We start from the raw sequence: 23,585 nt of genomic DNA, 5'->3' as shown, positions 1-23,585 counted from the left end.
GCCGTGCTCGATCTCCGCTCCATCTCGCGCGACCCGGCGCCGGTGCGGGCGGCTCTGGCACGCCGGCGCGACGGCTCCGAGGAGCGGCTGGACCGCGCCCTGGAGCTGCAGGCGCGCCGGACCGCGCTGCGGCCCGAGCTCGAAGGCCTGCAGGCGCGCCGCAACGAGGCCTCCGCCGCCATCGGGCAGGCCAAGAAGGCGGGGGAGGATGCCTCGACGGCGATCGCCGAGATGCAGGACGTCGCCCGCCGCGTGAAGGAGCTCGAGGCGGAGTCGGCCGCCGTGGAGGCCGAGCTCGCCGAGGCGAACGCGTCGCTGCCCAACCCGCCGGACCCGAGCGCGGCGGACGCCGACACGGTGCTGCGAGATTGGAGCCCGCCCACCCCGGGCGCGTCCGCGGGCCGCGATCACCTCGAGCTCGCGGGCGGGATGATCGACATGGAGGCGGGCGCCAAGGTCGCCGGCTCGCGCTTCGCCTACCTCAAGGGCGATCTCGTGTTCCTCGAGCTGGCGCTGGTGCGCTGGGTGCTCGAGAAGCTGCGCGGGCATGGATTCGAACCGGTCATACCTCCCGTACTGGTGCGTGAGGAGGCGCTCTTCGGCACGGGCTTCCTGCCTGACACCGAGCAGCAGATCTACCGCCTCGCCGATGATCCGCTGTTCCTCAGCGGGACGTCGGAGGTCGCGCTGGCATCGCTGCACGCGGGCGAGATCATGGAGGCGGTCCCGCGCCGCTACGCCGGCTTCTCGCCCTGCTTCCGGCGCGAGGCCGGAGCCGCCGGGCGCGACACCCGCGGCATCTTCCGCGTGCACCAGTTCGACAAGGTGGAGATGTTCTCTTTCGTCGAGCCCTCTGAGTCGCCGGCCGAGCACGAGCGGCTGCTGGCGATCGAGGAGGAGATCCTGCAGGCCCTCGGCATCCCCTACCGCGTGGTCAACATCGCGGTCGACGATCTCGGCGGCTCGGCGGCGAAGAAGTACGACCTCGAGGCGTGGCTGCCGTCGCAGCAGCGCCACCGCGAGCTGACGTCGACGTCGAACACCACCGACTTCCAGGCGCGCCGGCTGGACATCCGCCACCGGCCCGAGGGCGGCAAGCCGGCCCACGTGCACACGCTCAACGGCACCGCGGTCGCGGTGGGGCGGACCCTGATCGCGCTGCTGGAGAACCACCAGCGCGAGGACGGGTCGGTCGAGATCCCGCACACGCTCGTCACCTACGGCGCACCTGAAGAGCTCAGAGGTCTTTAGGTGAGCGCGAAGACGCGGCTCGGGCTGCCCGTGCCGCGGACGAGCTTGAGCGGGGCGACGACGATCAGCGCGCCGGTCGGCGGGAGCTGGGCGAGGTTCGCGAGCTGCGTGAGCCCGTACTTGCCGGCGCCGAGCAGGAAGTTGTGGACCGGGAACGGCGGGTCGAAGGAGTGGGCGGCGCCGGCGTCGGTGCCGACGGTCTCGACGCCGACGCCCACGATCTGCGCCTCCTCGGCGAGGTAGCGGGCCGCCTCGACGTCCGGGCCGGGCGTGCGGCCGCCGTTGAGGAACTCGTCCTGGTCGTGGGCGCGGGCGTCCCAGCCGGTGCGCAGCAGGAGCCAGCCGCCCGCGGGCAGCGCGCCATGCTCGGCCTCGAAGGCCTTGATGTCGGCGAGCGTGAGCAGGTAGTCGGGATCGGCGGCCGACTCGGCCGACTTGTCGATCACCGCAGCGGGGCCGATCAGGCGCTCGGGCGGCACGCTCGCCACGTCCTCGCCGTCCCTGCCCGTGATCCAGTGGATCGGGGCGTCGAAGTGCGTCCCGACGTGCTCGCCGACGGTGAGCGTGTACCACGCCCAGGCGGGACCCTTGTCGTCGTACTCGCTGATCAACTCGCGCGTGAGGCCGGGGGTGTTGGCGAACGGCGGCGGGAGCTGGAGCACGGGCGTGCCCTCCGACAGCGGCTGCGTCAGATCGACGATGCGGACGCCGCCGCCGGCGAGCGCGGCAGCGAGATCGGAGATCGGGTCAGTGTCCACGGAAAGCCTCCTCAAGCCATTCGGCACAGATGTCGGGGTCGACCTTCGCGTCCAGCACCATCGGCCGCTCCGGGTCCTTCAGCCATTCGCGCACCGCGTCGAGATCGTTCGTCGCGCCCTCGCAGCCGGCGGCGCGTGCGAGCGCGGCGAAGTCGGTCGGCGGGAACTGCGCGAGCTCGACCGGCCAGCCCATCGGGCGGAAGTGGTGCACCTCGGCGCCGTAGGCGGCGTCGTTGTAGACGACGACGAGCAGCCTCGGGCGCAGCCGCGCCAGCGTCTCGAGCTCCGGCAGCGCCATCAGCATCCCGCCGTCGCCGACCGCGGCCACCGAGAGCCGGTCCGGCCGCGCGATCGCCGCCCCGATCGCGCTCGCGAGCCCGAGTCCGACGCACTGGAACGCCTGCGGGAACACGAAGCCGCGCTCGTCCGGGACGCGCAGGTACATCGCGGGCCAGCCCATGAACGCACCCGAGTCGACCGACACGATCCGCTCGGCCGGCAGGATCTCGTCAAGGGCGATCGAGAGCGTGCGCGGGTCGACCCAGTCGTGCGAGGGCTCGTACGGCTCGTCGCGCCAGCGCCGGGCGGCGATCTCCTCGGCGAGCGCGGGCGTGCGGCGTCCGCGCACGCCGCCGGGGGCGACGGTTGCCACTGCGTCGCGGGCGGCGGCCGCCACCGCGCCGTCGTCCGCGAGCGCGGCCAGCAGCGCCTCCGCCGTCTCGCGCGCGTCGCCGTGCACCGCGATGTCCACGCGCCGGTGGGCGCCCAGCGCCGCCTCGTCGCGGTCGACCTGGATCACCGTGGTCTCGGGCCCGATCAACGAGCCGTGGCGGGTCGTCCACATGTTCAGCGCCGCCCCGAACGCGATCACCACGTCCGACGCGGCGAGGAGCTCTTGCGCCAGGGGCGTCGAGAAGCCGCCGGAGATCCCGATGTCGTAGGGGTCGCCGGCGAACAGCCCGTTGGCGACCGCGGAGGTCGCGAGCACCGCCCCGATCGCGTCGCCCAACCGCCGCAGCGCCGGCCCGGCGCCCGCGAGCGCGGCGCCCCGCCCGGCGATGATCGCCGGCAGCTCGGCGCGGGCCAGGGCGGCGACGGCGTCGTCGAGCGAGCCGGGGCGCACCGGCGCGAGCGCGGGCAACAGCGGCGGCTCGGACAGCTCGGCCTCCTGTGCCTGCACATCCAGCGCCAGCATCAGCACCACGGTGCACCGCTCGACCTGCGCGCGCCGCACCGCGCGCGTCACGTCGGCCACGGCCGTCGCCGCGCCGTGGACGCGCTCGGGCACCGCGCCGACCGACTCCACCAGCGCGTCCTGGTCGATCCGGAAGTTCGAGCGGATCTGCGCCGCGGGCGTGTCCGCCGCCAGCACGATCAGCGGCGTCCGGCTCTTGGCCGCCTCGGTCAGAGCCGTCACGGTGTTCGTCAGTCCCGGCCCCTGGTGCACGCTGACCGCGGGCAGCCGTCCGGACACTCGCGCGTACCCGTCGGCCATCGAGACCGCGCCGCTCTCGTGCCGCGAGGAGTAGAACCGCGCGCCGGACGCGACGAGCGCGTTGGTCATCGCCAGGTTGCCGCTGCCCATCAGCCCGAACACGACCTCCACGCCGAGGGCGTGGAGCGTCCGGCCGACGAGCTCGGAGACCAGCATCAGGCCCAACGCTATCGACGCCGCGCCCGGCCCGCGTTCTAGTCTCGGATCGGTGCGCGGCGCGCTGCCATGGGTCCTCCTCGCCGCCGCCGTCGCCGTCACGGCGCTCCTGCTCGACCTCGCGGGGATGCCGTCGCCGACGCTGTTCGCCGCGCTGCTCGTCGGCATCGTCGTCGCGCTCCGCCGGCCCGACGCGTTCGCGTTGCCGAACGGCGTCTTCACCGGCGCCCAGGCGGTCACCGGCGTCACGCTCGGCGCCTACCTGCAGTCCTCCTCGCTGAGCGCGATCGCCGACTCGTGGCTGCCGGTCGGGCTCGTGAGCCTCGGGACGCTCGCGCTCAGCCTCGCCGCCGGCGTCGTGCTCTCGCGCACGACCGAGCTCGACCCGGCGACGGCGGCGCTGGGATCGATCGCCGGCGGCGCCTCGGGCATCGTCGGCATGTCGGACGAGCTCGGCGGCGACGATCGCCTCGTCGCGTTCATGCAGTACCTGCGCGTGCTCGTCGTGGTCCTGCTGACGCCCGCCGTCGCGGCGCTCACCGGCGGACACGCGGCCGGCGGCGGCTCGGCGGCGCCGGCGTTCGGCGAGGAGACCGGCTGGCTCCTGACGGTCCTCATCGCCCCGGTCGGCGTCCTCGGCGGCCGCCGGCTGCACCTCCCGTCGCTGATCGGGCCGATGCTGATCGCCGGCGCGCTCACGCTCGCGGGCGCCGGCTTCGCCGTCCCGCCGGTGCTGCGCGAGCTCGCCTTCGCGCTGATCGGCCTGATGGTCGGGCTGCGCTTCACCGTCGCGACGCTGCGGCAGGTCGGCCGGCTCGTCATCCCCGTGCTGATCTCGCTCGTCGCACTGCTCCTCGCGTGCTTCGGGCTCGCCGTGATCCTCCACCTCACCGCCGGCGTGTCGCTGCGCGACGCGTACTTCGCGACCACGCCCGGCGGCCTCTACGCGGTGCTGGCCATCGCGGTCGGAGCGGGCGCGGACACGACCTTCATCCTCGCCGTCCAGGCGCTGCGGGTGTTCGTGATGATCCTGCTCGCCCCGCTCGCGGTGCGCGCCGTCGTCCGCCCGGGTAGCCGGATCCGTATGAGCGAGACCCCGATCACGCCACAGGACCCCGACATCCCCGAGGAGCCGCCGCCCGCCGAGGACGGCTCGCCCGAGGTCGACGACCAGCCGCTCGGCGTGCCCCGCGACCTCGATCCCGAGGACGCCCCGCTGCCCGGGCTGCCGCGCAAGGAGCCGCCGCAGGCCGATTGAGCGCGCGGTCGCGGGGTAGTCCACGGACATGGCCCGCGATCTCGAAGAACAACTCGTCAAGTACCTGACCGACGCCCATGCGATGGAGGTCCAGGCGCTCGCGCAGATGCGCGCGGCGCCCCGCATCGCCGGCGACGCCAAGCTCGCCGACGCGTTCAGCGCCCACCTGGCCGAGACCGAGCGCCACGAGCAGCTCGTCCGCGAGCGCCTGGACGCGCACGGCGCTTCTCCCTCCAGGCTGGAGGACCTGCTCGGCGCGCTCAGCGGCAAGGGCTTCGTCCTGTTCGCCCGCTTCAACCCCGACACGCCCGGCAAGCTGGCGACGCACGCCTTCTCCTACGAGCACCTGGAGCTGGCGACCTACGACCTGCTCGAGCGCGTCGCCCAGCGCGCGCATGACGAGGAGACCGCCCGCGTCGCGCGCACGATCCGCGCCGAGGAGGACCAGATGTCGCGGCGCCTGAGCGCGCTCTGGGACGTGAGCGCCGCCGCGTCCGGCGAAGACGTGGGCGCCTACCTGGCCGACGCGCACGCGCTCGAGGCGCAGTCGGTCGAGCTGCTCAAGCGCGGCCGCAAGATCGCGGGCGAGACGGAGCTCGCGCGGCTGTTCGAGGAGCACCTGGCCGAGAGCGAGGAGCACAAGCGGCTGATCGAGGCGCGCGGCGAGACCAGCCGCCTCAAGGACGCCGCGCTGCGCCTCGGCGCGCTCAACTGGGGCGGGTTCTTCGCCTCCCAGCGCGACACGCCGGCCAAGCTCGCGGCGTTCGCGTACGCGTTCGAGCACCTCGAGATCGCGGGCTACGAGCACCTCCGGCGCCTCGGCGACCCGGAGGCGACGGCGCTCGCCGACCGCATCCTGCCCGAGGAGCGGGCCGCCGCCGAGAAGCTCTACGCCGCGTTCGAGCCCGCGCTCAATGCGTCACTGGACGCCGTTGTGAGCGCCTGAACCAGAGCAGGCCGGCGATCGTCAGGGCGACGGCGACGAACAGATTCAGCCGCAGGCCGAGGAAGTGGTGCGCCGGGTCGATCCGGACCGTCTCCTCGAAGATCCGGAAGGCCGAGTAGCCCGCGACGTAGAGCGCGAAGAGGCCGGGCGGGCGGATGTTGCGGTGGTGGCCGAGCCACACGAGGAAGCCCGCCAGGCCGAGGTTCCAGATGATCTCGTAGAGGAACGTGGGGTGGAACGTGGCGTCGTTCGCGTACTGCGCCGGCCGGTGCTCCGGATCGATCTCGAGCCCCCAGGGGAGCGAGGTCGGCTTGCCGAACAGCTCTTGGTTGAACCAGTTCCCGACGCGGCCGATCGACTGCGCGACCAGCAGCGCCGGCGCGCCCGCGTCCATGAAGCCGGCGACGTCCGCGCCCCGGCGCTTCACGCGCCACAGCCCGACGATCACGCCGAGCGCGATGCCGCCCCAGATGCCGAGGCCGCCCTTCCAGACCGCGAACGGTCCCCACCACGTGTGCGGCACCTCGTTCCAGCTCGTGATCACGTGGTAGAGGCGCCCGCCGATCAGGCCGGCGGGGAAGCCCCACAGCGCGACCTCGTCGACCAGCTCCGGATCGCCGCCGCGCGCCACCCAGCGGCGCCGCGTGATCATGACCGCGACCACGACGGCGACCGCGTACAGCAGCCCGTACGCGTGCAGGAAGAACGGGCCGATCTGGAACCCGCTGTCTGACGGGCTGGGGATGGAGGCGATCACGGATGCCGAGGCTAACGGCCTCGTTGCGCGACGAGCCGTCTTGCGCGTACTCTCTCCGCCTCATGAGCTTCCCACGCGCTCATTTCCTCCTGCTCGCGTTCGCGGCGGTCGCCGCGTGGGCGGTGGGCGGAAGCGACGTGGTGCTCTATCTCGCGCCGTTCCTCTTGGTCGCCGGGCTGCTGCTCAGCGGGCGCTACGTCGGCGAGGAGCGGATCCTCGCGTTCCGGCGCGCCCGCGGCGTCCCGAGGCTCCGGGTCGCGCTCGCGCGAGGGTGGTCCTCGCTCCCCGAGCGGCCGCTCGCCTCGCTGCTCGAGCGCACGCCGCGGACCCGGCGCGGTCCGCCCGCGCTCGCCGCCTGACGGTTCCGCGACGGGCTCGAGCCGCACCGGCTCGCCCATGACTCCATCCCGCATATCCAGGAGGAACGCTTCCCATGAAGCTGCTCATCGCCGCGGCGGCCGCCGCAGCGCTCGCGGTTCCCGCGAGCGCGCAGGCCCACGTGACGCTCAACCCGCGCAGCGTCGCGGCCGACTCGTTCGCGCGGCTTGACGTGCGCGTGCCCAACGAGCGCGACGCCGCCTCGACGAAGTCGATCGCGGTCAGCTTCCCCGAGGGCTTCCCGTCGGTCTCGTACAAGCCCGTCTGGGGCTGGAAGGCCAAGATCACGAAGGTCAAGCCGGCGACGCCGATCACGACCGAGGACGGCGAGATCACCGACCGGGTCGGGCGCATCACGTGGACCGCGACGAGCCGGCGGTTCTGGATCGCGCCGAGCTCGTTCGAGGAGTTCGGGCTCTCCATGCGCATGCCGGCCGCGCCGGCCGGCACGGTCCTGCGCTTCCCCGCGCGCCAGACGTACAGCAACGGCGAGGTCGTACGGTGGATCGGCGCGGCGGGCTCCGATGCGCCGGCGCCGACCGTCACGCTCACGGCGGCGGCGACATGAAGCGCCTGGCGCTTTGGCTGGTCGCGGTGTCGCTGCTCCCGGCCGGCGTCGCGTGGGCGCACACGAGCGTCAAGAGCGTCTCGCCGAAGAAGGGCTCCACGCGCGACGCCGTCCGCGAGGTCCATGTGACCTTCCAGGACCACGTCATCACGGGCCTGATCGAGGTCAAGCGCGGCGGCAGCGTCGTGCCGTACAGGCGCACCGGGCTCAAGCCGAGCAACCACGCGGTCGTCCAGTGGATCCCGCAGGCGGCGCTGCGGCCCGGCAGCTACACGGCCAACTGGCGCGCCCGCGCCGAGGACGGCCATAGCGAGAAGGGCTCCTGGAGATTCCGCGTGCGCTGAGCGCGCGGGCTTGCCCTGGCCGCGGTCCCGGAGGAGGATCGCGGCCATGAGCGAGCGCACCGCATACGAGCCGGGAACGCCGAGCTGGGTCGACCTGACGACCACCGATCCCGGCGCCGCCAAGGCGTTCTACGGCGGGCTGTTCGGCTGGGAGGCGCAGGACGCCGGGCCGGCCGAGGAGACCGGCGGCTACGCGATGTTCACGCTGCGCGGCAAGCAGGTCGCGGGTGTCGGCCCCGTGATGGCAGAGGGCCAGCCCGCGACGTGGTCGACCTACGTCTCCACCGACGACGTGGACGCCGCGGTGGCGCGGGCGCGCGGCGCGGGCGGGGCGGTGCTCGTGGAGCCGATGGACGTGACCGACGCGGGCCGGATGGCGGTCGTGGCGCATCCCGCCGGCGGCGCCGTCGGCTTCTGGCAGCCGCGCGACCACATCGGCGCCGAGCTCGTCAACGAGCCGGGAGCGCTGACCTGGACCCAGCTCCACACGAGCGACAAGGACGGCGCGCTCGCCTTCTACGGCGCCGTGTTCGGCTGGACGCTCGGCGACTGGGGCGGCATGCCCGTCATCAACCTCGGCGACCGCGGGATCGGCGGGATCATGGACATGCCGCCCGGGACGCCCGACGAGGTCCCGGCGTTCTGGATGACGATCTTCGCCGTCGACGACGCCGCCGCCGCGGCGGGGAAGGCGGGCGAGCTCGGAGGTTCGGTCGTGGTGCCGCCGAGCGAGGTCCCCGGGGTCGGCCGCTTCGCGATCCTGACCGACCCGCAGGGCGTCTACTTCGGCGTCATCGCGGCAACGGGCTAGCGCAGAACGCGCTCTTGGAGCGGTTCAGGCACACCAGCCCGTGGAGCCGGCCGTCGGCGTCGACGACCGGCACGCGGCTCGTGTGCTCGAGCAGCTCGAGCGCGCGCGGGATGCCCTCGTCCGGGCGCAGGCACGGCGTCCGGGCGTTGACCGCGGGCCCGATCGCGCCGTCGGCCGGAACGTCGTCGGGCGCCACCGTGCCGAGGAACCGGTCGCCGTCGGCGACCAGCAGCAGCTTGACGCTGGGGTTCTCGAACGTCTCGCGGACGGCGGCGGCCGGGGTGTCCGGCGCGATCGTCCGTGCCTCGGCGAGCATCACGTCGGCGACCGTCGGTCCGGCCTGGTCGAGCGGGATGTGCCGAGTCGAGCCCATGCGCGTGACCTCAAGGGTACGCAGGAGTACGCTCGCGACGTGAGGATCGCGGTCCCGTTCATCGCCGCCTTCGCCTGCCTGCTGGTCGCGAGCCGCCTCGACGTGCCGATCGCCGGGTTCGCGCTGTTCGTCGTCGCCCTCGGGCTCGTGTTCGACGGCGGCAGCGCGCTGTTCGCGCGCGTGACGAGCACAGGGGGCATGCGCGACCACCGGCAGTAGCGCCGGCCGGCTGCGTGCGCAGCTACCGGAGCGGGAACGTCTCGCCGTGCTCGGACTCCGGGCGCGGCCCGAGGAGGCGCCGCTCGCCCTCCTCGATCGCGACGTCGTTGATGCTCGCCTCGCGGCGCGCCATGTAGCCCTCGTCGTCGAACTGCCACAGCTCGTTGCCGTAGCTGCGCCACCACTGCCCGGAGGCGTCGCGGCACTCGTACTGGAAGCGCACGGCGATCAGGTCGCCCGTGAACGCCCACAGGTCCTTGCGCAGCACATAGTCCAGCTCGCGCTCCCACTTGCGGGTCAGAAACGCCACGATCTCGTCGCGCCCGGTGATGAACTCGCTGCGGTTGCGCCACTGCGAGCCGGCGGTGTACGCCCCGGCGACCGTCTCCGGGTCGCGCGTGTTCCAGGCGTCCTCGGCGGCCTGGACCTTCCGGCGCGCGGTCTCCTCGGTGAACGGCGGGACTGGGGGTCTCATCGGCGCATCCTCGCCGTCGCGGACCGTCGCGGGTCGGCACGTGGCGCGGCGATCGGCACGTTCAGGGCGTGCGGGTCGGTGTGCCAGCGCCAATGGTCCCGCGGGACAGCGCGCGCGGATGGCGGGCGCGGGAGCATCCGCTGCGTCACCGACGGGGTCGCGCCCACCGACGGCGCGCGGTGCGAACGAGCGACAGGCGGCAGCCCCGGCCGTCCCGTACCGAGGAGCGCCACATGTCTCCACGAAAGCCCCTGGCCGCGCTGACGGCCGTCACCGCCGCGGCGGCCCTCGCGGTCCCGGCGTCGAGCGCGAGCGCCGCGACGCCCGTGCCCGGCATTGCGGTCGCCTCCGGCCGCTTCGCGCCCGGGTCGCTGCCGTGCCAGATCCTGATCGGCCGCATCCGCTTCGCGGCGATGACCGGGAACACCGCGTGGGCGAGCACCCTGTCGACCGCGTTCATCTACTCCGGCTGCGGGGGCGCGGCGATCTAGCCGGCGTCCCGGGCGCCGCCGCTCACGCCCGCGCGTCGAGCTCGTCGAGCAGCTCGTCGACGCGGCGGGCGATGTCGTCGCGGGTGGAGCGGACTTCATCGAGCGGGCGGCCCTTGGGGTCGGGGAGGTCCCAGTCGATGTAGCGCTTGCCGGGGACGTAGGGGCAAGTGTCGCCGCAGCCCATCGTGACGACGACGTCGGCGCGCTCGGCCAGCTCGTTCGTGAGCGGTTGGGGGCGCCGGCCGGCGAGGTCGACGCCGAGTTCGCGCATGGCGGTGATGACCTCGGGATGGACGTGGCCGTTGGGGTCGGCGACGCTGCCGGCCGACTCGGCCGTGTGACGTCCGGCCGCTGCGCGCTCGAAGAGCGCCTGGCTGATCTGGGAGCGGCCGGCGTTATGGAGGCAGACGAAGAGGATGTGGCTCATGGGCGATCCTCCGCCAGCAGTCCGCCCAGCTCGTGCGGTATGACGACGTCGGCCGCGGCGCGCTCGACGCCGGGGTACAGGGCGCGAACCATGCCAACCGCCGCCAGGCCGCCGACGAGCTGGGCGATGACGAAGCCCGGAACCGACGCGGGCGCGATGCCGGCGAATGTGTCGGAGAACATGCGTCCGACGCTGATCGCCGGGTTGGCGAAGCTGGTCGAGCTCGTGAACCAGTAGGCGGCGCCGATGTACGCGCCGACGGCCGCGGGTGCCGTGGGCGCCCGATCGCTGCGGGCGAGCGCGAAGATCACAAGCAGCAGGCCGAGCGTCGCGATGACCTCGGCGAGAAGGTGCGCGGGGCTCGCGCGATGGTGCGTGGAGATGCTGATCGCGCTGAGCGCGAACATGCCGTTGGCGGTGACGGCGCCCGTGATGCAGCCGGCCACCTGGGCCGCGATGTAGGCGAGCGCGTCACGCCTGGAGAGGCCGCCGAAGGCGGCGTCGACGAGCGAGACGACGGGGTTGAAGTGTCCACCGGAGACCGGCCCGAACATGAGGATGATCGCGAACAGCCCGGCCGCGGTCGCGGCGGCGTTCTCCAGCAGTTGCAGCCCGACGTCGTCGGAGAGCTGCTGTGCCGCGATCCCGGATCCGATCACCAGCGCGGCGAGGAACGCGCTGCCGAGGAACTCCGCGAGCAGGCGACGCGAGAGCGGCGAGGTCACGACCCGCACGCTACTCCATTGACAATCGTCATTTCAATCGATACAAGTGAATAGATGGCTGTCGATCTGGAGCTCGCGCCCAAGACCAAGCGCCCCGCCGGCCAGCCCTGCTGCGAACCGGTCGTCTACCCCGATGTCGATCGCGAGCGCGCGATCCGGATGGCCGAAGTCGCGAAGGCGCTCGGCGATCCCGTGCGGCTGCAGCTCGTCGACGTGCTGCGCAAGCACGCCGGCAAGGTCTGCGTGTGCGAGCTGGTGCCCCTGTTCGACATCTCCCAGCCCACGCTGTCGTTCCACCTCAAGAAGCTCCGCGAGGCGGGGATCGTGGACTCGGAGCGGCGCGGCCTGTGGGCGTACTACTACGTGATCCCCGACGCGCTGCAGGAGCTGACCGCATGGCTGAGCTGACCGACGCGATCCCCGCGCCCACCGTCTCCTCCTGTTGCGCGCCGGAGGCGCAGGAGACGTGCTGCGAGCCGTCCGACAAGGCCGCCTGCTGCGACACGAGCGCCGCCGGCGGCAGCTGCGGCTGCTCCGCGGGGACCACCTCGATCGCCGGCGACCCCGACGCCCTGCGCGAGACCGTCCGCGAGCGCTACGCCGCGGCGGCGCTGCGCACCACCGACCCGGCCGCCGCCTCGGGCTGTTGCTCGAGCGACGGGGCCGTGATCACCGACGAGCAGGCCGCCCTCTTCGGCGCCGGCCTCTACGCCGGCGGCGAGCGCGACGAGCTGCCCGACACCGCGCTCATGGCCTCGCTCGGCTGCGGCAACCCGACCGCGATGGCCGACCTGCGCGACGGCATGACCGTGCTCGACCTCGGCTCCGGAGGCGGCATCGACGTCCTGCTCTCCGCCCGTCGCGTCGCCCCGTCCGGGACCGCCTATGGCCTCGACATGACCGACGAGATGCTCGATCTCGCGCGCCAGAACCAGACCAAGGCCGGAATCACGAACGTGCACTGGCTCAAGGGCCACATCGAAGCCATCCCGCTCCCCGCCGACACCGTCGACGTCGTCCTCTCCAACTGCGTCATCAACCTGTCCACCGACAAGCCGCAGGTCCTGCGCGAAGCCGCCCGCGTCCTCAAGCCCGGCGGCTGGTTCGCGGTCTCAGACGTCGTCGCCGACCCCGGCATGGACGACGCCACCCGGGCCGACATGCAGCAGTACGTCGGCTGCATCGCCGGCGCGCTGACCCGCGACGAATACGCCGAGTACCTCGCGGCCGCCGGCCTCGCCGACATCGAGATCACCGAGACCCACCGCGTCCACGAGCACGCCGGCTCCGCGATCATCCGCGCCCGCAAGCCGTTGTAGCGCCCGGGTCGGCCGGGTCGAGCCGCGAGCCGTCGCACCGACGGCTACCGAACCAAGCCCGGCGCGGCCCGCCTACGCGACGGTCTCAGAGCTCGATGAGTGATTCCATGTCGAGAAGCTCTGACCGGCTCCGCTCACAAGGTGAAGGGCCACGACAGGCGCGGCCCGCGACACCAGGAGACCACCATGCCGAAGTACCTGCTCCTCAAGCGCTACCGCGGCGGCCCGGAGCCGCACCATCCCTTCCCCCCGATGGACCAGTGGGCCCCCGAGGACGTCGAGGCGCATATGGCCTTCCAGAAGCACGTCAGCGAGCTGCTGGAGGAGAACGGCGAGTACGTCGACGCGCGGGCGCTCACGCCGGCGCGCACGTGGGTGAGCTACGGCGGCCCGGACGCCGCGCCGGTCACCACCGACGGCCCGCATCCCGAGACGAGCGACCTGGTCGCCGGCTGGTACATGATCGACGTGGAGTGCCGCGAGCGTGCGCTCGAGCTCGCGGCCTACGTCTCCTCCGCGCCCGGCCCCGGCGGCGAGCCGCTGTGCGAGTGGATCGACGTCCGGGAGGTCATGTGGGAGCGTCCCCGGACGACTGACGCGGCGTGATCGACGAGCCGACGCGACGGCTGGACGAGGGCGCGCTGCGCGGGTTCGGGCGGGATCTCATTCCTCAGGTGCTCGCGGGCCTGGTCCGGCGGGGCGAGGACTTCGACGCCGCCGAGGACGCGCTGCAGGAGGCGCTGCTGGAGGCGCTGCGGGTGTGGCCCGAGCACCCGCCGCGCGACCCGCGCGCGTGGCTGGCGACGGTCGCGACCCGGCGGCTCGTCGACGCCCGCCGCAGCGAGGCCGCCCGTCACCGCCGCGAGGAGGCGACGTACGCCGAGCCGCGGGCCGCCGCCACCGAGGAGGGCGACGACACTCTCTTCCTGCTCTTCTGCTGCTGCCACCCCGAGCTCGCGCCCGCCTCCCAGGTGGCGCTGACCCTGCGCGCGGTCGGCGGCCTCAGCACCCGGGAGATCGCCGACGCCTTCTACGTGCCGGAGGCGACGATGGCGCAGCGGATCAGCCGGGCCAAGCGTGCCTTGAAGGGGCGCCGCCTGGACCAGCCGGGCGACCTCGCCGTCGTGCTGCGCGTGCTCTACCTCGTCTACACGGCCGGGCATATCGGCCCGCCCACCCGGGTGGACCTGGCCGGCGAGGCGATCCGGCTCGCCCGCCAGCTCACCCTCGCCACCGAGGAGCCGGAGGCGCGCGGGCTGCTCGCGCTGATGCTCCTCAACCACGCCCGCCTCCCGGCGCGACTCGACTCAGAGGGTCGCATCGTCACGCTCGACCGCCAGGACCGCGGCCTGTGGGACACCCGCGCGATCGCCGAGGGCGTGCGCGTCCTGCAGTCGGCGCTGGCCGTTCAGCGCCCCGGGCGCTACCAGATCGAGGCCGCCATCGCCGCCCTGCACGACGACGCGGCAAGCGCCGAGGAGACCGACTGGCCGCAGATCCTCGCCTGGTACGACGACCTCGTCGCCCTCACCGACGACCCGGTGCACCAGGACCCCGCCGCCGTGCTCGGCCGTGCGGTCGCGGTCGGCCACGTCCTCGGTCCCGCCGCGGGGCTGCGCGAGACCGACCGGCTGCGCGAGGTGCTCGGCGACCGCCACCGGTGGCATGCGGTCCGCGGCCATCTGCACGAGCTCGCCGGCGATCTGCCGGCCGCCGGCGCCGCGTACGCGGATGCCGCCCGCCGGGCCACGGACGTCGCCGAGCGCGACCACCTGGTCCGTCAGGCCGCCCGCGCCCGGGCCGGCGAGCTATGAACGAACAGTCGTCTCACTGAGCGTCCTCCCAGTCGACGACATCGACGCCGTCGTCGTGGCCGCCAACCGCCTCCCGCGTCAGTGGTCGCTCCGGGCAGGATGCTCAGATGGGGCGCCGACCGCTCCGGCTGCCGGGATTGATGCGGAAATCTCCCACGTCGCTCGCGCGGAGCGGAGGGGGCGGGATTCGAACCCGCGGTCCGCGTGAACGGACTCCGGTTTTCAAGACCGGTGCATTCGGCCGCTCTGCCACCCCTCCGGGGGGCTACAAGCGTACGAGTTTGTCCCGTCGCCGTACGCCACGGCTCCGCGACGGCGAGCTCGGCACCCGGCCCGGCGCCGGCTTCGGGCCCGGCGATGGTGCCGGTCGTGATCCGAGACGAGGCGGAGCGCCCGCTGCGTCACGACGTGTCACGGTCACGACCGAGCGCTGACCCGGTCAGATCCCGCCCTCGCTGCGCGCTCCGTGGCTCCCCCCGGGCATCCATGCGGTCGAGCCGGCGTGGCGGGAGCGTGACGCGTCGCCGCTCCTGCACCGGTTCTTGGAGCTCGCGGGGCCCTCGTGTGCTTGAGTGAGCCGGCGAATGTCCTGGAACGGACTCTTCCGGGCGTCGGGTCGGCGGCGCTCCCCAGTCTCACGCCTCCGCTCCGGGGGCGACATCGCCGTCGACCTCGGCACGGCCAACACCGTCGTCTACGTGCGCGGGCGCGGCATCGTGCTCTCGGAGCCGTCCGTGGTCGCGATCGACCAGAGGACCGGCGAGGTCCACGCCGTGGGCGCCGACGCCCAGCGGATGATCGGCCGCACCCCCGCGACCATCTCCGCCGACCGGCCGCTGCGCCACGGCGTGATCGCGGACTTCGAGATCACCGAGGCGATGCTGCGGCAGTTCGTCGACAAGGTCCTGTCGAGCCGCTTCTCGCGCCCGCGGATGGTCATCTGCGCCCCATCGGGCATCACCGAGGTCGAGCGCCGCGCGGTGGAGGAGGCGACGTTGAGCGCGGGCGCGCGCGAGGTGCATCTGATCGAGGAGTCCCTGGCCGCCGCCATCGGCGCCGGGATCGACATCGCCGAGCCCGTCGGCCGCATGGTCGTGGACGTCGGCGGCGGCACGTCGGAGGTCGCCGTCATCTCGCTCGGCGGCCTGGTCGTCGCGCGGTCGCTGCGCGTCGGCGGCTACGACCTCGACGACGCGATCACGACCCACATCCGCCTCGAGCACCGGATGGCGATCGGCTCGCAGAGCGCCGAGGCGATCAAGCTGGCGGCCGGGAGCGCAACGCCGCTCACCGAGGAGATCGAGACGTCGATCCGCGGCCGCGACCTCGCCTCCGGCCTCCCGCGCGAGCTGGTCCTTACCTCCGACGAGGTACGCCAGGCGATCGCCGCGCCGCTCGCGGAGATCATGACCGCGATCCACGCGACCCTGGAGGAGACGCCGCCGGAGCTCGCCGCCGACATCACCTCCGAGGGCATCCTCCTGGCGGGCGGAGGCTCGCTCCTGCGGGGGTTCGAGAGCCGCGTCGCGGCGGAGACCGGGATGCCCGTCCGGATCGCCGACGACCCCCTCGCCTGCGTCGCCACCGGCGCCGGGATGTCGCTCGAGGAGCTCGACTCGATGGGGCGCGGACGCCGCAATCACACCGGTTGACCGCCCGATCTCTACACTCCGGGAACCCGCGGACAGGTGGCCGAGTGGCTGAAGGCACTCGCCTGCTAAGCGAGTATGGGGTTTATAGCTCCATCGCGGGTTCGAATCCCGCCCTGTCCGCCTGCATCACGGCCCGGCTAAACTGGTCGGCCGCACCAACTTGCGCCCGTAGCTCAGCTGGATAGAGCGTCGGTCTACGGAACCGAAGGTCAGAGGTTCGAATCCTCTCGGGCGCGTCACGAAAGCCCCGCTGATCGCGGGGTTTTCTCGTTTCAGGGCTCGTCAACAGCGGTCTCGGCCTGGCGCTAGCTCCGGACGACCAGCGAGAGCGTGGCTCGGTCTCGCCCGGATGCCTGCTTCGCCTGGCGGAGCAGGCGCCAACGACGCCATCGACGCCGGCCCCGCCGAACCAACGCTCCGTGAACTGCGCCACTCACGGCTCAAGCTCATAGCGCCGTGCTCGACCTCGCTTGGCGCTGTTGTCTCATCCCGAGAATCCGTCCCTCGCGTGCGCTGCGGAGCGGCGCGCCGAGCGGCTTCGGCGCGAGCGGTTGTGTCCGAGAAAGGGCATTCTCGGACGTGTTCGCTGCCCAGTGCTGCCCATTGCTCACGGCGTGGTTGTGGATCCAGGGCCGGTGAGCGGCTTGTCCTCGCCGGGCGGCGCCTCGTCGTCGCTGACGGCGCGGCGCAGCCAGAGCGTCATGGTGGGGGGACTGCGCTGGGTGATGGCGAGCCGTCCATTTTCGGCGTGAGCGAGCGCCTGTGCGAGGGCGAGGCCGATGCCGTGCCCGTCACGCGATGCGGTTCGGCGGGTGAAGACGTGGTCGCCGCCATCGGTGAAGCCGGGGCCCTGGTCGCTGACGTCAATGGCGAGCCAGTGATTGATGGCGCGAACGGTGATCGTGACAGGGCCGTGGCCGTGGCGGTGGGCGTTGTCGAGCAGTACGTCGAGGATCTCGGTGACGACGGCCGGGGTGGCGCGGGCGACGGGATGGCCGGTGCGTGTGAGTAGGTGGATCGGTCGGGCGTCGGCGGCGAGTGGGCCGCGCCAGCGGGTCTCGATGTCGCTGAGCAGCGCGGCGAGGTCGGTGTGCGCGGTGGGGCGCGGGGCGTCGCGCGCGACGGCGAGGAGCGTGTCGATGGTGGCTTGGAGGCGGTCGACCTGCGCGAGCGCGCCGGCCAGCTCGGGTGGGGGTTCGCCGCGCAGCTCGATCGCCTCGAGCTCGATGCGCAGCGCTGCGAGCGGGGTGCGCAGCTGGTGAGAGGCGTCGGCGCTGAAGGTGCGCTCGCGCGCGATGAGGCTGCCCAGCCGACGGGCGGTGTCGTCGAGCGCGGCGGCGATCTGGTCGGCTTCGAGCACGCCGCCGCGCGGTGCCCGGGCCGCGAAGTCGCCGTCGCCGAGGCGCCGGGCGGCCGCGGCGAGCCGCTCGAGCGGCCGTGCCAGGCGCCGGCCGAGAAGGGAGGCGGCGAGCACGGCGAGCGCGACGACGATCGCCGCCAGGCCGGCGAGCGCCAGCCAGGCGCGGTGCGTGTCGCGCATCGCGCCGGCGTCGCTGCGCTGCGCGCGCACGGCCCCGGTTACGCGCTCGCGCACGAGCAGGGGGACCGCGGCGAGCAGGCGCCCATCCTGGGCGCGGTCGGCGGGCGAGGCGGTGCGCAGCACCGCCCGCACGAGCTCGTCGGCGCGGGCGGGGCCGCTGCCGGCGACGCGCTGGCCGGCGGCGTTGTAGACGGCGAGCTGGTCGCGGGTGGGGGGCAGCTCGATGGGATCGCGGCCGGGGGCACCGAGGTCGATGGCGCGGGTGGCGGCGATCGTGTCGCGCTGCAGCCGCAGAAGCTCCTCATTGCGGTAGCTGCGTTGCAGCACGAGCGCCAGCGGGAGCGCGAAGAGCATGACCGCCGCGGCGGCGACGCCCGCGATGGCGATCATCAGGCGGCGCCTCATCGAGTCTCCAGGCGGTAGCCGACGCCGCGCAGCGTCGTGATCGCCTCGGCGCCCAGCTTATGGCGCAGCGCGAGCACGTGGGTGTCGAGCGTCTTGGTGGAGCCCAGCCAGTCGGTGTCCCAGATCTCGCGCATGATTCGTTCACGGGTGACGACGCGGCCGGCCTCGGCGACGAGCAGCGCCAGCAGCTCGAACTCCCTGGGGCGCAGCACCAGTTCGTCACCGTCTCGCCACGCGCGCCGCGCGCCGCGGTCGACCGTGACGGCGCCGGCGCGCAACGGCTCCTCGGCGCCGGGCCCGGCGGCGCCGCGGCGCAGGTGCGCGCGCACCCGGGCGAGCAGTTCGGCAAGGCGAAACGGCTTGACGAGGTAGTCGTCGGCGCCGGCGTCCAGGCCGGCGACGACGTCGAGCTCCTGGTCACGGGCGGTGAGGATGAGGATCGCCAGCTCGGGCCGAGCCGTGCGCAGGCGCCGGCAGACGTCGATGCCGTCAGCGTCGGGCAGCCCGAGGTCGAGGATGACCAGGCTCACCTCGCCGTCGGCGGCGGCGAGCGCGGGGCCGCCGCGCGCCAGCCGCCGCACGGCGTAGCCCTGGCTCTCCAGGACGCGCACGAGGCTGGAGGCGATCGCCTCGTCGTCTTCGACGAGCAGGATGCCGGAAGGGCTCACGGATGCTCGACGGTACCGGCGGGCGCTCGGTTTCTCGCGAGGTTTGACCTGACGTTGACCTGGCGAAGGCGGGGCGTTGACCCGTGTCTCCTACGGTCGCCGCACCATGCAGAACGCGTCCGATCGAGGAGTTCACATGTCCAAGCGCACAGCGCTCGCCGTAGGTGCGGCGATCGTGGTGATCGGCGCCGCCGGCTGTGGCGCCTCGTCGTCCGCGGGCGGCGGCCAGGCGCCTCAGACGGCGACCGCCAACGCCCCCGAGGTCAACCCGGCGGGCGACATCCCCGACAACCAGGCCTACGTCGCCTACGCGCCGCCCGGCGGTGGGTTCACGGTCAAGGTGCCCGAGGGCTGGTCGCGCAGCGCCACCGCCGGCGCTGTGGTCTTCACGGACAAGCTGAACACGATCCGCGTCGAGACCAAGGCGGCGCAGGCGCCGCTCACCGCGCGTGACGCCCGCCAGACCGAGCTTCCGAAGCTGGCGTCCTCGGTGTCCGGGTACCAGCCCGGCACGGTCAGCACGGTCGCGCGTAAGGCGGGCACCGCCGTGCGCATCACCTACCTAGCGAAGGCCAAGCCCGACCCGGTCACCGGCAAGACCGGTGTCGACGCCGTCGAGCGCTACGTGTTCTTCCACAACGGCAAGGACGTCATCCTCACGCTCTCTGGGCCGAAGGGCGCCGACAATGTCGACCCGTGGAAGATCGTCACCGACTCCGTGACGTGGTCGCGATGAGCGGCCTTCTGCAGGCCGAGAACCTGTACCGGTTCTTTCACGCCGGCGACGACGAGACGCTCGCGCTGCAAGGGGTGTCGCTCGCGATCCAGGGCGGCGAGGTCGTCGCCGTCACCGGACCCTCAGGATCGGGCAAGTCGACGCTGCTGGCCTGCCTGGCAGGCCTCGACGAGCCCGACGGCGGCATGGTCCGCGTTGACGGCGAGCGACTGTCGCGGCGCTCTGAGGAAGCGCGGGCGCGAGTCCGGAGCCGGCGCATCGGCATGCTCTTCCAGCAGGCCAACCTCGTCGGTCACCTCTCGGTGACCGACAACGTCGCCCTGGTGCGGCGGCTCGCCGGCTCCTCGACCACGCCGGCCTGGCGCGACGAGGTGCTCGAGTGCTGCGGGCTCACCGCGCGCGCCCACGCCCGTCCCGGTCAGCTGTCGGGCGGTGAGCTGGCCCGCGCCGGCCTGGCGGTCGCGCTGGCCAACGACCCCAAGGTCCTGCTCGCCGACGAGCCCACCGGCGAGCTGGACACGGTCACCGCCCGGCGCGTGCTCGACCTGCTGCATGATCGCGCCGCCGAGGGCGCCGCCGTGCTGATCGTCACCCACAGCCCCGAGGTCGCCGCCATCTCCGATCGGGAGATCCGCCTGCGCGACGGGAGGGTCCAGGCATGACCACCACCTCCGTGGACGTACTCGTGCTCTGCGAGGGTGCGGCGCGCACCTACGGCGACGGCAGCACCGCGACCGTCGCGCTGCAGCCGACCGACTGTCTGATCGCCCCGCGCGACCGGGTCGCCCTGATAGGCCCGTCGGGCTCGGGGAAGTCCACGCTGCTGCACCTGATGGCAGGGCTGGACGATCCGACCGTCGGCACGGTCAGCTGGCCGGGAATCGGACAGCGCGACAGCTTGCGGCCCGGACCGGTGGCCGTGATCTTCCAAGGGCCCAGCCTGCTGGCGCCCCTGACCGTCGAAGAGAACGTCGCGCTGCCGCTGATCCTCGGCGGCAGCGCCGACCGGCCAGCGCACTCGGCCGCGCGCGAAGCGCTCGCGCGGCTCGAGCTCGCCGAGCTCGCCGACAAGCTGCCGGAGGAGATCTCCGGCGGCCAGGCCCAGCGCGTCGCCGTCGCGCGGGCACTGGCGGGCGAGCCGAGCCTGATCCTGGCCGACGAGCCGACCGGGCAGCTGGACCGCGCCAACGGCGCGATCGTCGTCGACGTGCTGCTAGCCGCCGCCGCTCACGCCGGGGCGGCGCTGGTGGTCTCCACGCACGACCCGACGGTCGCCGAACGGCTGCCCGACGTGTGGGAGATCCACAGCGGGCGCCTCACCACCACCCGTCCGAAGGAGGCAGCATGGTCGCGCTGACCTGGCTGCGCGGACTGCTCGCCCACCGCCGCAGCCGCCTGCTGTCCACCGCCCTCGGCGTCGCCGTCGGCGTCGCGCTGCTCGCCTCGATCGGGACGTTCCTGTCGGCGACGACGTCGCAGATGACCCAGCGGGCGATCGCCCAGGTCCCCGTCGACTGGCAGGTCGAAACCCAGACCGGCGCCAACCCCGCCGCCATCCTGGCCAAGACGCGCCACCAGACCGGCGTCGCGCGCGCGCTGCCGGTGACGTTCGCGTCCACCACCGGACTGCAGGCCTCGACCGGCGGCTCGACCCAGCAGACCGGCCCCGGCCGCGTGCTCGGACTGCCCGACGGCTACGGCAAGGCGTTCCCCGGCGTCATCCGCGGACTCTCGGGCTCGCCCACCGGCGTCCTGCTCTATCAACAGACCGCCGCCAATCTGCACGCCAAGCCCGGCGACAGGATCACCATCGGACTCGCCGGCGGCAAGTCCGCCACTGTCAAGGTCGACGGCGTCGTCGACCTTCCGAGCATCGACTCGCTGTTCCAGAAGGTCGGCGCACCGGTTGGCGCCCAGCCGCAAGCGCCGCCGGACAACGTCGTCCTTCTGCCTCAACGCGCCTTCGCCGGCATCGAGCGCGACGCACCCGTCATCACGCAGATCCACGCGCAGCTGTCACACCGGCTGCCCGCTAGCCCGACCGCCGCGTTCACGCGGGTCTCGGGCACCGCGCGCAACCTCGAGACGCAGCTGACCGGCGGCGGCCTGGTCGGCGACAACCTCGGCACCGCACTGGACAGCGCCCGCCAGGATGCCCTCTACGCCGAGCTGCTGTTCCTGTTCCTCGGCGTCCCCGGCGCGATCCTCGCCGGCCTGGTAACCGCCTCGATCGCCTCGGCCGGCGCCGACCGCCGGCGCCGCGACGCGGCGCTGCTGCGCACCCGCGGCGCCTCCACCCGCCAGCTCGTGCGCGTCGCGCTCAGCGAGACCGCGCTCAGCGGCGGCGCCGGCGTGACGGTCGGACTGGCGGCGGCGCTGATCATCGGCTCCGCGGCGTTCGGAACCGCCAGCTTCGGCGCGTCGACGCTCTCCGCCGCGCTGTGGGCGGGCGGCGCCGCGCTCGCCGGGCTGCTGATCGCGACCAGCTCGATCGCCCTGCCCGCGTGGCGCGACGCCCGCTCGCTCACCGTCGCCGGTCAACGCGCGCAGCTCGGCCGCCGTGACCGAGCGCCGTGGTGGGCCCGCTACGGCTTGGACTTCGTCGCCCTGGCCGGCTCGGTGTTCGTGCTCTGGCAGGCGTCCAAGAACGGCTACAACCTCGTCCTGGTCCCCGAGGGGATCCCGCAGGTATCGGTCAACTGGTACGCGCTGCTGGCCCCGGTGCTCGGCTGGGTCGGCCTCGGCCTGCTCGCCTACCGCATCGCTGACCTCGTCCTCGTCCGCGGCCGCACGCCGCTCGCGCGGCTCCTGCGTCCGCTCGCCGGGGAGCTCGCGCCGACGGTCGCCGCGACGATGGGACGGCAGCGGCGGATGCTCGCGAAGGCGGTGACGCTGGTGGCGTTGACCGGCGCGTTCGCCGGTTCCACCGCGGTGTTCAACTCCACCTACCAGCAGCAGGCCGAAGCCGACGCGCGCCTGTCCAACGGCGCCGACGTCACGGTCACCGAGTCGCCGGGCGTGCAGGTCGGCCCGCAGGGCGCGGCGCGCCTGACCACGGTCGCGGGCGTCAAGAGCGTCGAGCCGCTCCAACACCGCTTCGCCTACGTCGGCGCCGATCTCCAGGACCTCTACGGTGTGCGGCCGCAGAGCATCGGCGCCGCCGGCAAGCTCCAGAACGGATGGTTCCAGGGCGGCAGCGCCAGGCAGCTCATGAGCGACCTGGGCCGGCGGCCCGACGGGATCCTCGTCTCCGCCGAGACAGTCAAGGACTTCCAGCTCACCCAGGGCGACCTGATCCGGCTCCGGCTCCAGGACGGCCGGACCAAGCAGTTCAAGACCGTCCCGTTTCATTACGTCGGCGTGGCCAAGGAGTTCCCGACCGCGCCGAAGGACTCGTTCTTCGTCGCCAACCAGAGCTACGTGACCAGGGCGACCGGCAGCGACGCGGTCGGCGCCTTCCTGGTCCAGACCGACGGCACCAACCCCGGCGTCGTGGCCCAGCGCCTGCGCACCCGGCTGGGCACCAGCGCCCAGGTCACCGACATCGTCAACCAGCGCAAGGTGATCGGCTCCAACCTGACCGCCGTCGAGCTGTCGGGCCTGACCAAGGTCGAGCTCGGCTTCGCGCTGGCGCTCGCCATCGCGGCGTCCGGCCTGACGCTCGGCCTCGGCTTCCAGGAACGCCGCCGAACGTTCGCCATCGCAAGCGCACTGGGAGCGAAGACCCGGCAACTCGGCGGCTTCGTGTGGGGCGAATCAGCATTTGTCACTGCGGGCGGCCTGATCCTCGGGACCGTGGCCGCCGTGGCGATCTCCGACATGCTCGTCAAAGTCCTCACCGGCGTCTTCGACCCGCCGCCCGACACGCTCTCGGTGCCGTGGGTCTACCTGGGCGGGGTGATCGTGCTGACCGTCGGCGCGGTCGGCGCGGCCGGGACCGCGACCCTGCGCGCACTCCGCCGGCCCGCCATCGAAGAGCTCCGCGACCTGTAACGGCGTGACTTCGATGCGGTGCCGCC

The 23,585-nt window shown here is 73.2% G+C and carries 27 protein-coding genes and 3 tRNA genes; 20 read left to right on the top strand and 10 right to left on the bottom strand.

Going from position 1 to position 23,585, the window contains the following annotated elements; translation table 11 throughout:
- Positions 1-3 precede the first annotated feature (3 nt).
- Positions 4-1,251 (top strand): serine--tRNA ligase, encoded by a 1,248-nt coding sequence (gene serS, locus H958_RS0113070; protein ID WP_028058996.1) that lies wholly within the window; start codon positions 4-6, stop codon positions 1,249-1,251.
- Here the strand turns inward: serS and H958_RS0113065 are convergent.
- Both H958_RS0113065 and H958_RS0113060 read right to left on the bottom strand, forming a co-directional pair.
- A complete protein-coding gene (locus H958_RS0113065; RefSeq protein ID WP_028058995.1) occupies positions 1,248-2,009 on the bottom strand; it encodes a cyclase family protein in 762 nt (253 codons plus the stop codon). The genes serS and H958_RS0113065 overlap by 4 nt on opposite strands.
- Positions 1,999-3,660, bottom strand: a complete 1,662-nt coding sequence (locus H958_RS0113060; RefSeq protein ID WP_028058994.1) for a thiamine pyrophosphate-binding protein — start codon at positions 3,658-3,660, stop codon at positions 1,999-2,001. Before H958_RS0113060 ends, H958_RS0113065 begins: the two co-directional genes overlap by 11 nt.
- Positions 3,661-3,712: 52 nt before the next feature.
- Between H958_RS0113060 and H958_RS36970 the strand changes: the two genes are divergently transcribed.
- Positions 3,713-4,918: an AbrB family transcriptional regulator gene (locus H958_RS36970; protein WP_081685832.1), complete on the top strand. Its 1,206-nt coding sequence runs from the start codon at positions 3,713-3,715 to the stop codon at positions 4,916-4,918.
- 28 nt (positions 4,919-4,946) lie between these two features.
- The gene (locus H958_RS43315) at positions 4,947-5,864 is read left to right on the top strand and encodes a YciE/YciF ferroxidase family protein (protein WP_051324185.1); all 918 of its coding nucleotides are present in this window, start codon (positions 4,947-4,949) and stop codon (positions 5,862-5,864) included.
- Here H958_RS43315 and lgt read toward each other — a convergent pair.
- Positions 5,830-6,621 (bottom strand): prolipoprotein diacylglyceryl transferase, encoded by a 792-nt coding sequence (gene lgt, locus H958_RS36960; RefSeq protein ID WP_051324184.1) that lies wholly within the window; start codon positions 6,619-6,621, stop codon positions 5,830-5,832. The genes H958_RS43315 and lgt overlap by 35 nt on opposite strands.
- A 62-nt stretch (positions 6,622-6,683) precedes the next feature.
- Here lgt and H958_RS0113040 point away from each other — a divergent pair, with 62 nt between their 5' ends.
- The 4 genes from H958_RS0113040 to H958_RS0113025 all read left to right on the top strand — a co-directional run bounded on the left by H958_RS0113040 (position 6,684) and on the right by H958_RS0113025 (position 8,722).
- Complete coding sequence (locus H958_RS0113040; RefSeq protein WP_028058993.1) at positions 6,684-6,980, top strand: hypothetical protein; 297 nt, start codon at positions 6,684-6,686, stop codon at positions 6,978-6,980.
- A gap of 74 nt (positions 6,981-7,054) precedes the next feature.
- Entirely contained in the window at positions 7,055-7,567 is a 513-nt protein-coding gene (locus tag H958_RS36955; RefSeq protein WP_037410058.1) for a YcnI family copper-binding membrane protein, read from the top strand.
- Positions 7,564-7,911 carry a copper resistance CopC family protein gene (locus tag H958_RS0113030; protein ID WP_028058992.1) on the top strand — a complete coding sequence of 116 codons (348 nt, stop codon included), beginning with the start codon at positions 7,564-7,566 and terminating at the stop codon, positions 7,909-7,911. Before H958_RS36955 ends, H958_RS0113030 begins: the two co-directional genes overlap by 4 nt.
- Positions 7,912-7,957: 46 nt before the next feature.
- The gene (locus tag H958_RS0113025; protein WP_028058991.1) at positions 7,958-8,722 is read left to right on the top strand and encodes a VOC family protein; all 765 of its coding nucleotides are present in this window, start codon (positions 7,958-7,960) and stop codon (positions 8,720-8,722) included.
- Here H958_RS0113025 and H958_RS0113020 read toward each other — a convergent pair.
- Positions 8,703-9,095 carry a CBS domain-containing protein gene (locus H958_RS0113020; RefSeq protein ID WP_028058990.1) on the bottom strand — a complete coding sequence of 131 codons (393 nt, stop codon included), beginning with the start codon at positions 9,093-9,095 and terminating at the stop codon, positions 8,703-8,705. The genes H958_RS0113025 and H958_RS0113020 overlap by 20 nt on opposite strands.
- A 39-nt stretch (positions 9,096-9,134) precedes the next feature.
- On the opposite strand from H958_RS0113020, the gene H958_RS0113015 reads away from it, so the two are divergent.
- Positions 9,135-9,314 (top strand): hypothetical protein, encoded by a 180-nt coding sequence (locus H958_RS0113015; RefSeq protein ID WP_028058989.1) that lies wholly within the window; start codon positions 9,135-9,137, stop codon positions 9,312-9,314.
- Between the two features lie 22 nt (positions 9,315-9,336).
- Here the strand turns inward: H958_RS0113015 and H958_RS0113010 are convergent, their stop codons facing one another.
- On the bottom strand, positions 9,337-9,789 hold the full coding sequence (locus H958_RS0113010; protein ID WP_028058988.1) for a nuclear transport factor 2 family protein: 453 nt from the start codon (positions 9,787-9,789) through the stop codon (positions 9,337-9,339).
- 233 nt (positions 9,790-10,022) lie between these two features.
- Between H958_RS0113010 and H958_RS0113005 the strand changes: the two genes are divergently transcribed.
- Positions 10,023-10,280, top strand: coding sequence for a hypothetical protein (locus tag H958_RS0113005; protein WP_028058987.1), 258 nt, complete (start codon positions 10,023-10,025; stop codon positions 10,278-10,280).
- Between the two features lie 22 nt (positions 10,281-10,302).
- Here H958_RS0113005 and H958_RS0113000 read toward each other — a convergent pair whose 3' ends face one another.
- A complete protein-coding gene (locus H958_RS0113000) occupies positions 10,303-10,707 on the bottom strand; it encodes an arsenate-mycothiol transferase ArsC (protein ID WP_028058986.1) in 405 nt (134 codons plus the stop codon).
- The gene (locus H958_RS36950) at positions 10,704-11,441 is read right to left on the bottom strand and encodes an aquaporin (RefSeq protein WP_037409920.1); all 738 of its coding nucleotides are present in this window, start codon (positions 11,439-11,441) and stop codon (positions 10,704-10,706) included. Before H958_RS36950 ends, H958_RS0113000 begins: the two co-directional genes overlap by 4 nt.
- 45 nt (positions 11,442-11,486) lie before the next feature.
- Here H958_RS36950 and H958_RS0112990 point away from each other — a divergent pair, with 45 nt between their 5' ends.
- The 4 genes from H958_RS0112990 to H958_RS0112975 all read left to right on the top strand — a co-directional run bounded on the left by H958_RS0112990 (position 11,487) and on the right by H958_RS0112975 (position 14,565).
- On the top strand, positions 11,487-11,840 hold the full coding sequence (locus tag H958_RS0112990; RefSeq protein ID WP_037409919.1) for an ArsR/SmtB family transcription factor: 354 nt from the start codon (positions 11,487-11,489) through the stop codon (positions 11,838-11,840).
- Between the two features lie 143 nt (positions 11,841-11,983).
- Positions 11,984-12,751 (top strand): arsenite methyltransferase, encoded by a 768-nt coding sequence (gene arsM / locus H958_RS0112985; protein ID WP_028058984.1) that lies wholly within the window; start codon positions 11,984-11,986, stop codon positions 12,749-12,751.
- Positions 12,752-12,937: 186 nt separating this feature from the next.
- Complete coding sequence (locus tag H958_RS0112980; protein WP_028058983.1) at positions 12,938-13,357, top strand: YciI family protein; 420 nt, start codon at positions 12,938-12,940, stop codon at positions 13,355-13,357.
- Positions 13,354-14,565, top strand: a complete 1,212-nt coding sequence (locus tag H958_RS0112975; protein ID WP_028058982.1) for an RNA polymerase sigma factor — start codon at positions 13,354-13,356, stop codon at positions 14,563-14,565. Before H958_RS0112980 ends, H958_RS0112975 begins: the two co-directional genes overlap by 4 nt.
- 172 nt (positions 14,566-14,737) lie before the next feature.
- On the opposite strand, the gene H958_RS0112970 is transcribed toward H958_RS0112975, so the two are convergent.
- Positions 14,738-14,824: transfer RNA gene (locus tag H958_RS0112970), tRNA-Ser, on the bottom strand.
- A gap of 325 nt (positions 14,825-15,149) precedes the next feature.
- On the opposite strand from H958_RS0112970, the gene mreB reads away from it, so the two are divergent.
- The 3 genes from mreB (at position 15,150) to H958_RS0112955 (ending at position 16,453) form a co-directional block, all read left to right on the top strand.
- On the top strand, positions 15,150-16,217 hold the full coding sequence (gene mreB / locus H958_RS0112965) for a rod shape-determining protein (protein ID WP_081685830.1): 1,068 nt from the start codon (positions 15,150-15,152) through the stop codon (positions 16,215-16,217).
- Positions 16,218-16,247: 30 nt separating this feature from the next.
- Positions 16,248-16,337 (top strand) — tRNA-Ser (locus tag H958_RS0112960).
- Positions 16,338-16,379: 42 nt separating this feature from the next.
- Positions 16,380-16,453 (top strand) — tRNA-Arg (locus H958_RS0112955).
- Between the two features lie 371 nt (positions 16,454-16,824).
- Here the strand turns inward: H958_RS0112955 and H958_RS36945 are convergent.
- Positions 16,825-18,162, bottom strand: a complete 1,338-nt coding sequence (locus H958_RS36945) for a sensor histidine kinase (protein ID WP_156027957.1) — start codon at positions 18,160-18,162, stop codon at positions 16,825-16,827.
- Positions 18,159-18,830 carry a response regulator transcription factor gene (locus tag H958_RS0112945; protein WP_028058980.1) on the bottom strand — a complete coding sequence of 224 codons (672 nt, stop codon included), beginning with the start codon at positions 18,828-18,830 and terminating at the stop codon, positions 18,159-18,161. Before H958_RS0112945 ends, H958_RS36945 begins: the two co-directional genes overlap by 4 nt.
- A 136-nt stretch (positions 18,831-18,966) precedes the next feature.
- Between H958_RS0112945 and H958_RS0112940 the strand changes: the two genes are divergently transcribed.
- The 4 genes from H958_RS0112940 to H958_RS0112925 are packed head-to-tail and all read left to right on the top strand — an operon-like array spanning position 18,967 to position 23,559.
- Complete coding sequence (locus tag H958_RS0112940) at positions 18,967-19,566, top strand: hypothetical protein (protein WP_028058979.1); 600 nt, start codon at positions 18,967-18,969, stop codon at positions 19,564-19,566.
- The gene (locus H958_RS0112935; protein WP_037410054.1) at positions 19,563-20,228 is read left to right on the top strand and encodes an ABC transporter ATP-binding protein; all 666 of its coding nucleotides are present in this window, start codon (positions 19,563-19,565) and stop codon (positions 20,226-20,228) included. Before H958_RS0112940 ends, H958_RS0112935 begins: the two co-directional genes overlap by 4 nt.
- Complete coding sequence (locus H958_RS0112930; RefSeq protein ID WP_028058977.1) at positions 20,225-20,923, top strand: ABC transporter ATP-binding protein; 699 nt, start codon at positions 20,225-20,227, stop codon at positions 20,921-20,923. Before H958_RS0112935 ends, H958_RS0112930 begins: the two co-directional genes overlap by 4 nt.
- The gene (locus H958_RS0112925; RefSeq protein WP_028058976.1) at positions 20,911-23,559 is read left to right on the top strand and encodes an ABC transporter permease; all 2,649 of its coding nucleotides are present in this window, start codon (positions 20,911-20,913) and stop codon (positions 23,557-23,559) included. Before H958_RS0112930 ends, H958_RS0112925 begins: the two co-directional genes overlap by 13 nt.
- Positions 23,560-23,585 lie beyond the last annotated feature (26 nt).

This window comes from Candidatus Solirubrobacter pratensis, assembly GCF_000425945.1.
Classification (GTDB): Bacteria; Actinomycetota; Thermoleophilia; order Solirubrobacterales; family Solirubrobacteraceae; genus Solirubrobacter; species Solirubrobacter pratensis.
Note: the sequence above shows the minus strand (reverse complement) of the source record. Positions and strands in the feature narration are given on the sequence as shown.

What these genes read in the sequence shown, in the direction of transcription:
- mreB (WP_081685830.1), top strand. Translation starts at nt 15,150, where the DNA reads ATGTCCTGGAACGGACTCTTCCGGGCGTCGGGTCGGCGGCGCTCCCCA.
- H958_RS0113025 (WP_028058991.1), top strand. Translation starts at nt 7,958, where the DNA reads ATGAGCGAGCGCACCGCATACGAGCCGGGAACGCCGAGCTGGGTCGAC.
- H958_RS0112935 (WP_037410054.1), top strand. Translation starts at nt 19,563, where the DNA reads ATGAGCGGCCTTCTGCAGGCCGAGAACCTGTACCGGTTCTTTCACGCC.
- H958_RS0113005 (WP_028058987.1), top strand. Translation starts at nt 10,023, where the DNA reads ATGTCTCCACGAAAGCCCCTGGCCGCGCTGACGGCCGTCACCGCCGCG.
- H958_RS0112925 (WP_028058976.1), top strand. Translation starts at nt 20,911, where the DNA reads ATGGTCGCGCTGACCTGGCTGCGCGGACTGCTCGCCCACCGCCGCAGC.
- H958_RS43315 (WP_051324185.1), top strand. Translation starts at nt 4,947, where the DNA reads ATGGCCCGCGATCTCGAAGAACAACTCGTCAAGTACCTGACCGACGCC.
- H958_RS36945 (WP_156027957.1), bottom strand. Translation starts at nt 18,162, where the DNA reads ATGAGGCGCCGCCTGATGATCGCCATCGCGGGCGTCGCCGCCGCGGCG.
- H958_RS36955 (WP_037410058.1), top strand. Translation starts at nt 7,055, where the DNA reads ATGAAGCTGCTCATCGCCGCGGCGGCCGCCGCAGCGCTCGCGGTTCCC.
- H958_RS0113040 (WP_028058993.1), top strand. Translation starts at nt 6,684, where the DNA reads ATGAGCTTCCCACGCGCTCATTTCCTCCTGCTCGCGTTCGCGGCGGTC.
- H958_RS0112940 (WP_028058979.1), top strand. Translation starts at nt 18,967, where the DNA reads ATGTCCAAGCGCACAGCGCTCGCCGTAGGTGCGGCGATCGTGGTGATC.
- H958_RS0112980 (WP_028058983.1), top strand. Translation starts at nt 12,938, where the DNA reads ATGCCGAAGTACCTGCTCCTCAAGCGCTACCGCGGCGGCCCGGAGCCG.
- H958_RS0112990 (WP_037409919.1), top strand. Translation starts at nt 11,487, where the DNA reads ATGGCTGTCGATCTGGAGCTCGCGCCCAAGACCAAGCGCCCCGCCGGC.
- H958_RS0113010 (WP_028058988.1), bottom strand. Translation starts at nt 9,789, where the DNA reads ATGAGACCCCCAGTCCCGCCGTTCACCGAGGAGACCGCGCGCCGGAAG.
- H958_RS0112930 (WP_028058977.1), top strand. Translation starts at nt 20,225, where the DNA reads ATGACCACCACCTCCGTGGACGTACTCGTGCTCTGCGAGGGTGCGGCG.
- H958_RS0113020 (WP_028058990.1), bottom strand. Translation starts at nt 9,095, where the DNA reads ATGGGCTCGACTCGGCACATCCCGCTCGACCAGGCCGGACCGACGGTC.
- H958_RS0113030 (WP_028058992.1), top strand. Translation starts at nt 7,564, where the DNA reads ATGAAGCGCCTGGCGCTTTGGCTGGTCGCGGTGTCGCTGCTCCCGGCC.
- H958_RS0113000 (WP_028058986.1), bottom strand. Translation starts at nt 10,707, where the DNA reads ATGAGCCACATCCTCTTCGTCTGCCTCCATAACGCCGGCCGCTCCCAG.
- H958_RS0113060 (WP_028058994.1), bottom strand. Translation starts at nt 3,660, where the DNA reads ATGCTGGTCTCCGAGCTCGTCGGCCGGACGCTCCACGCCCTCGGCGTG.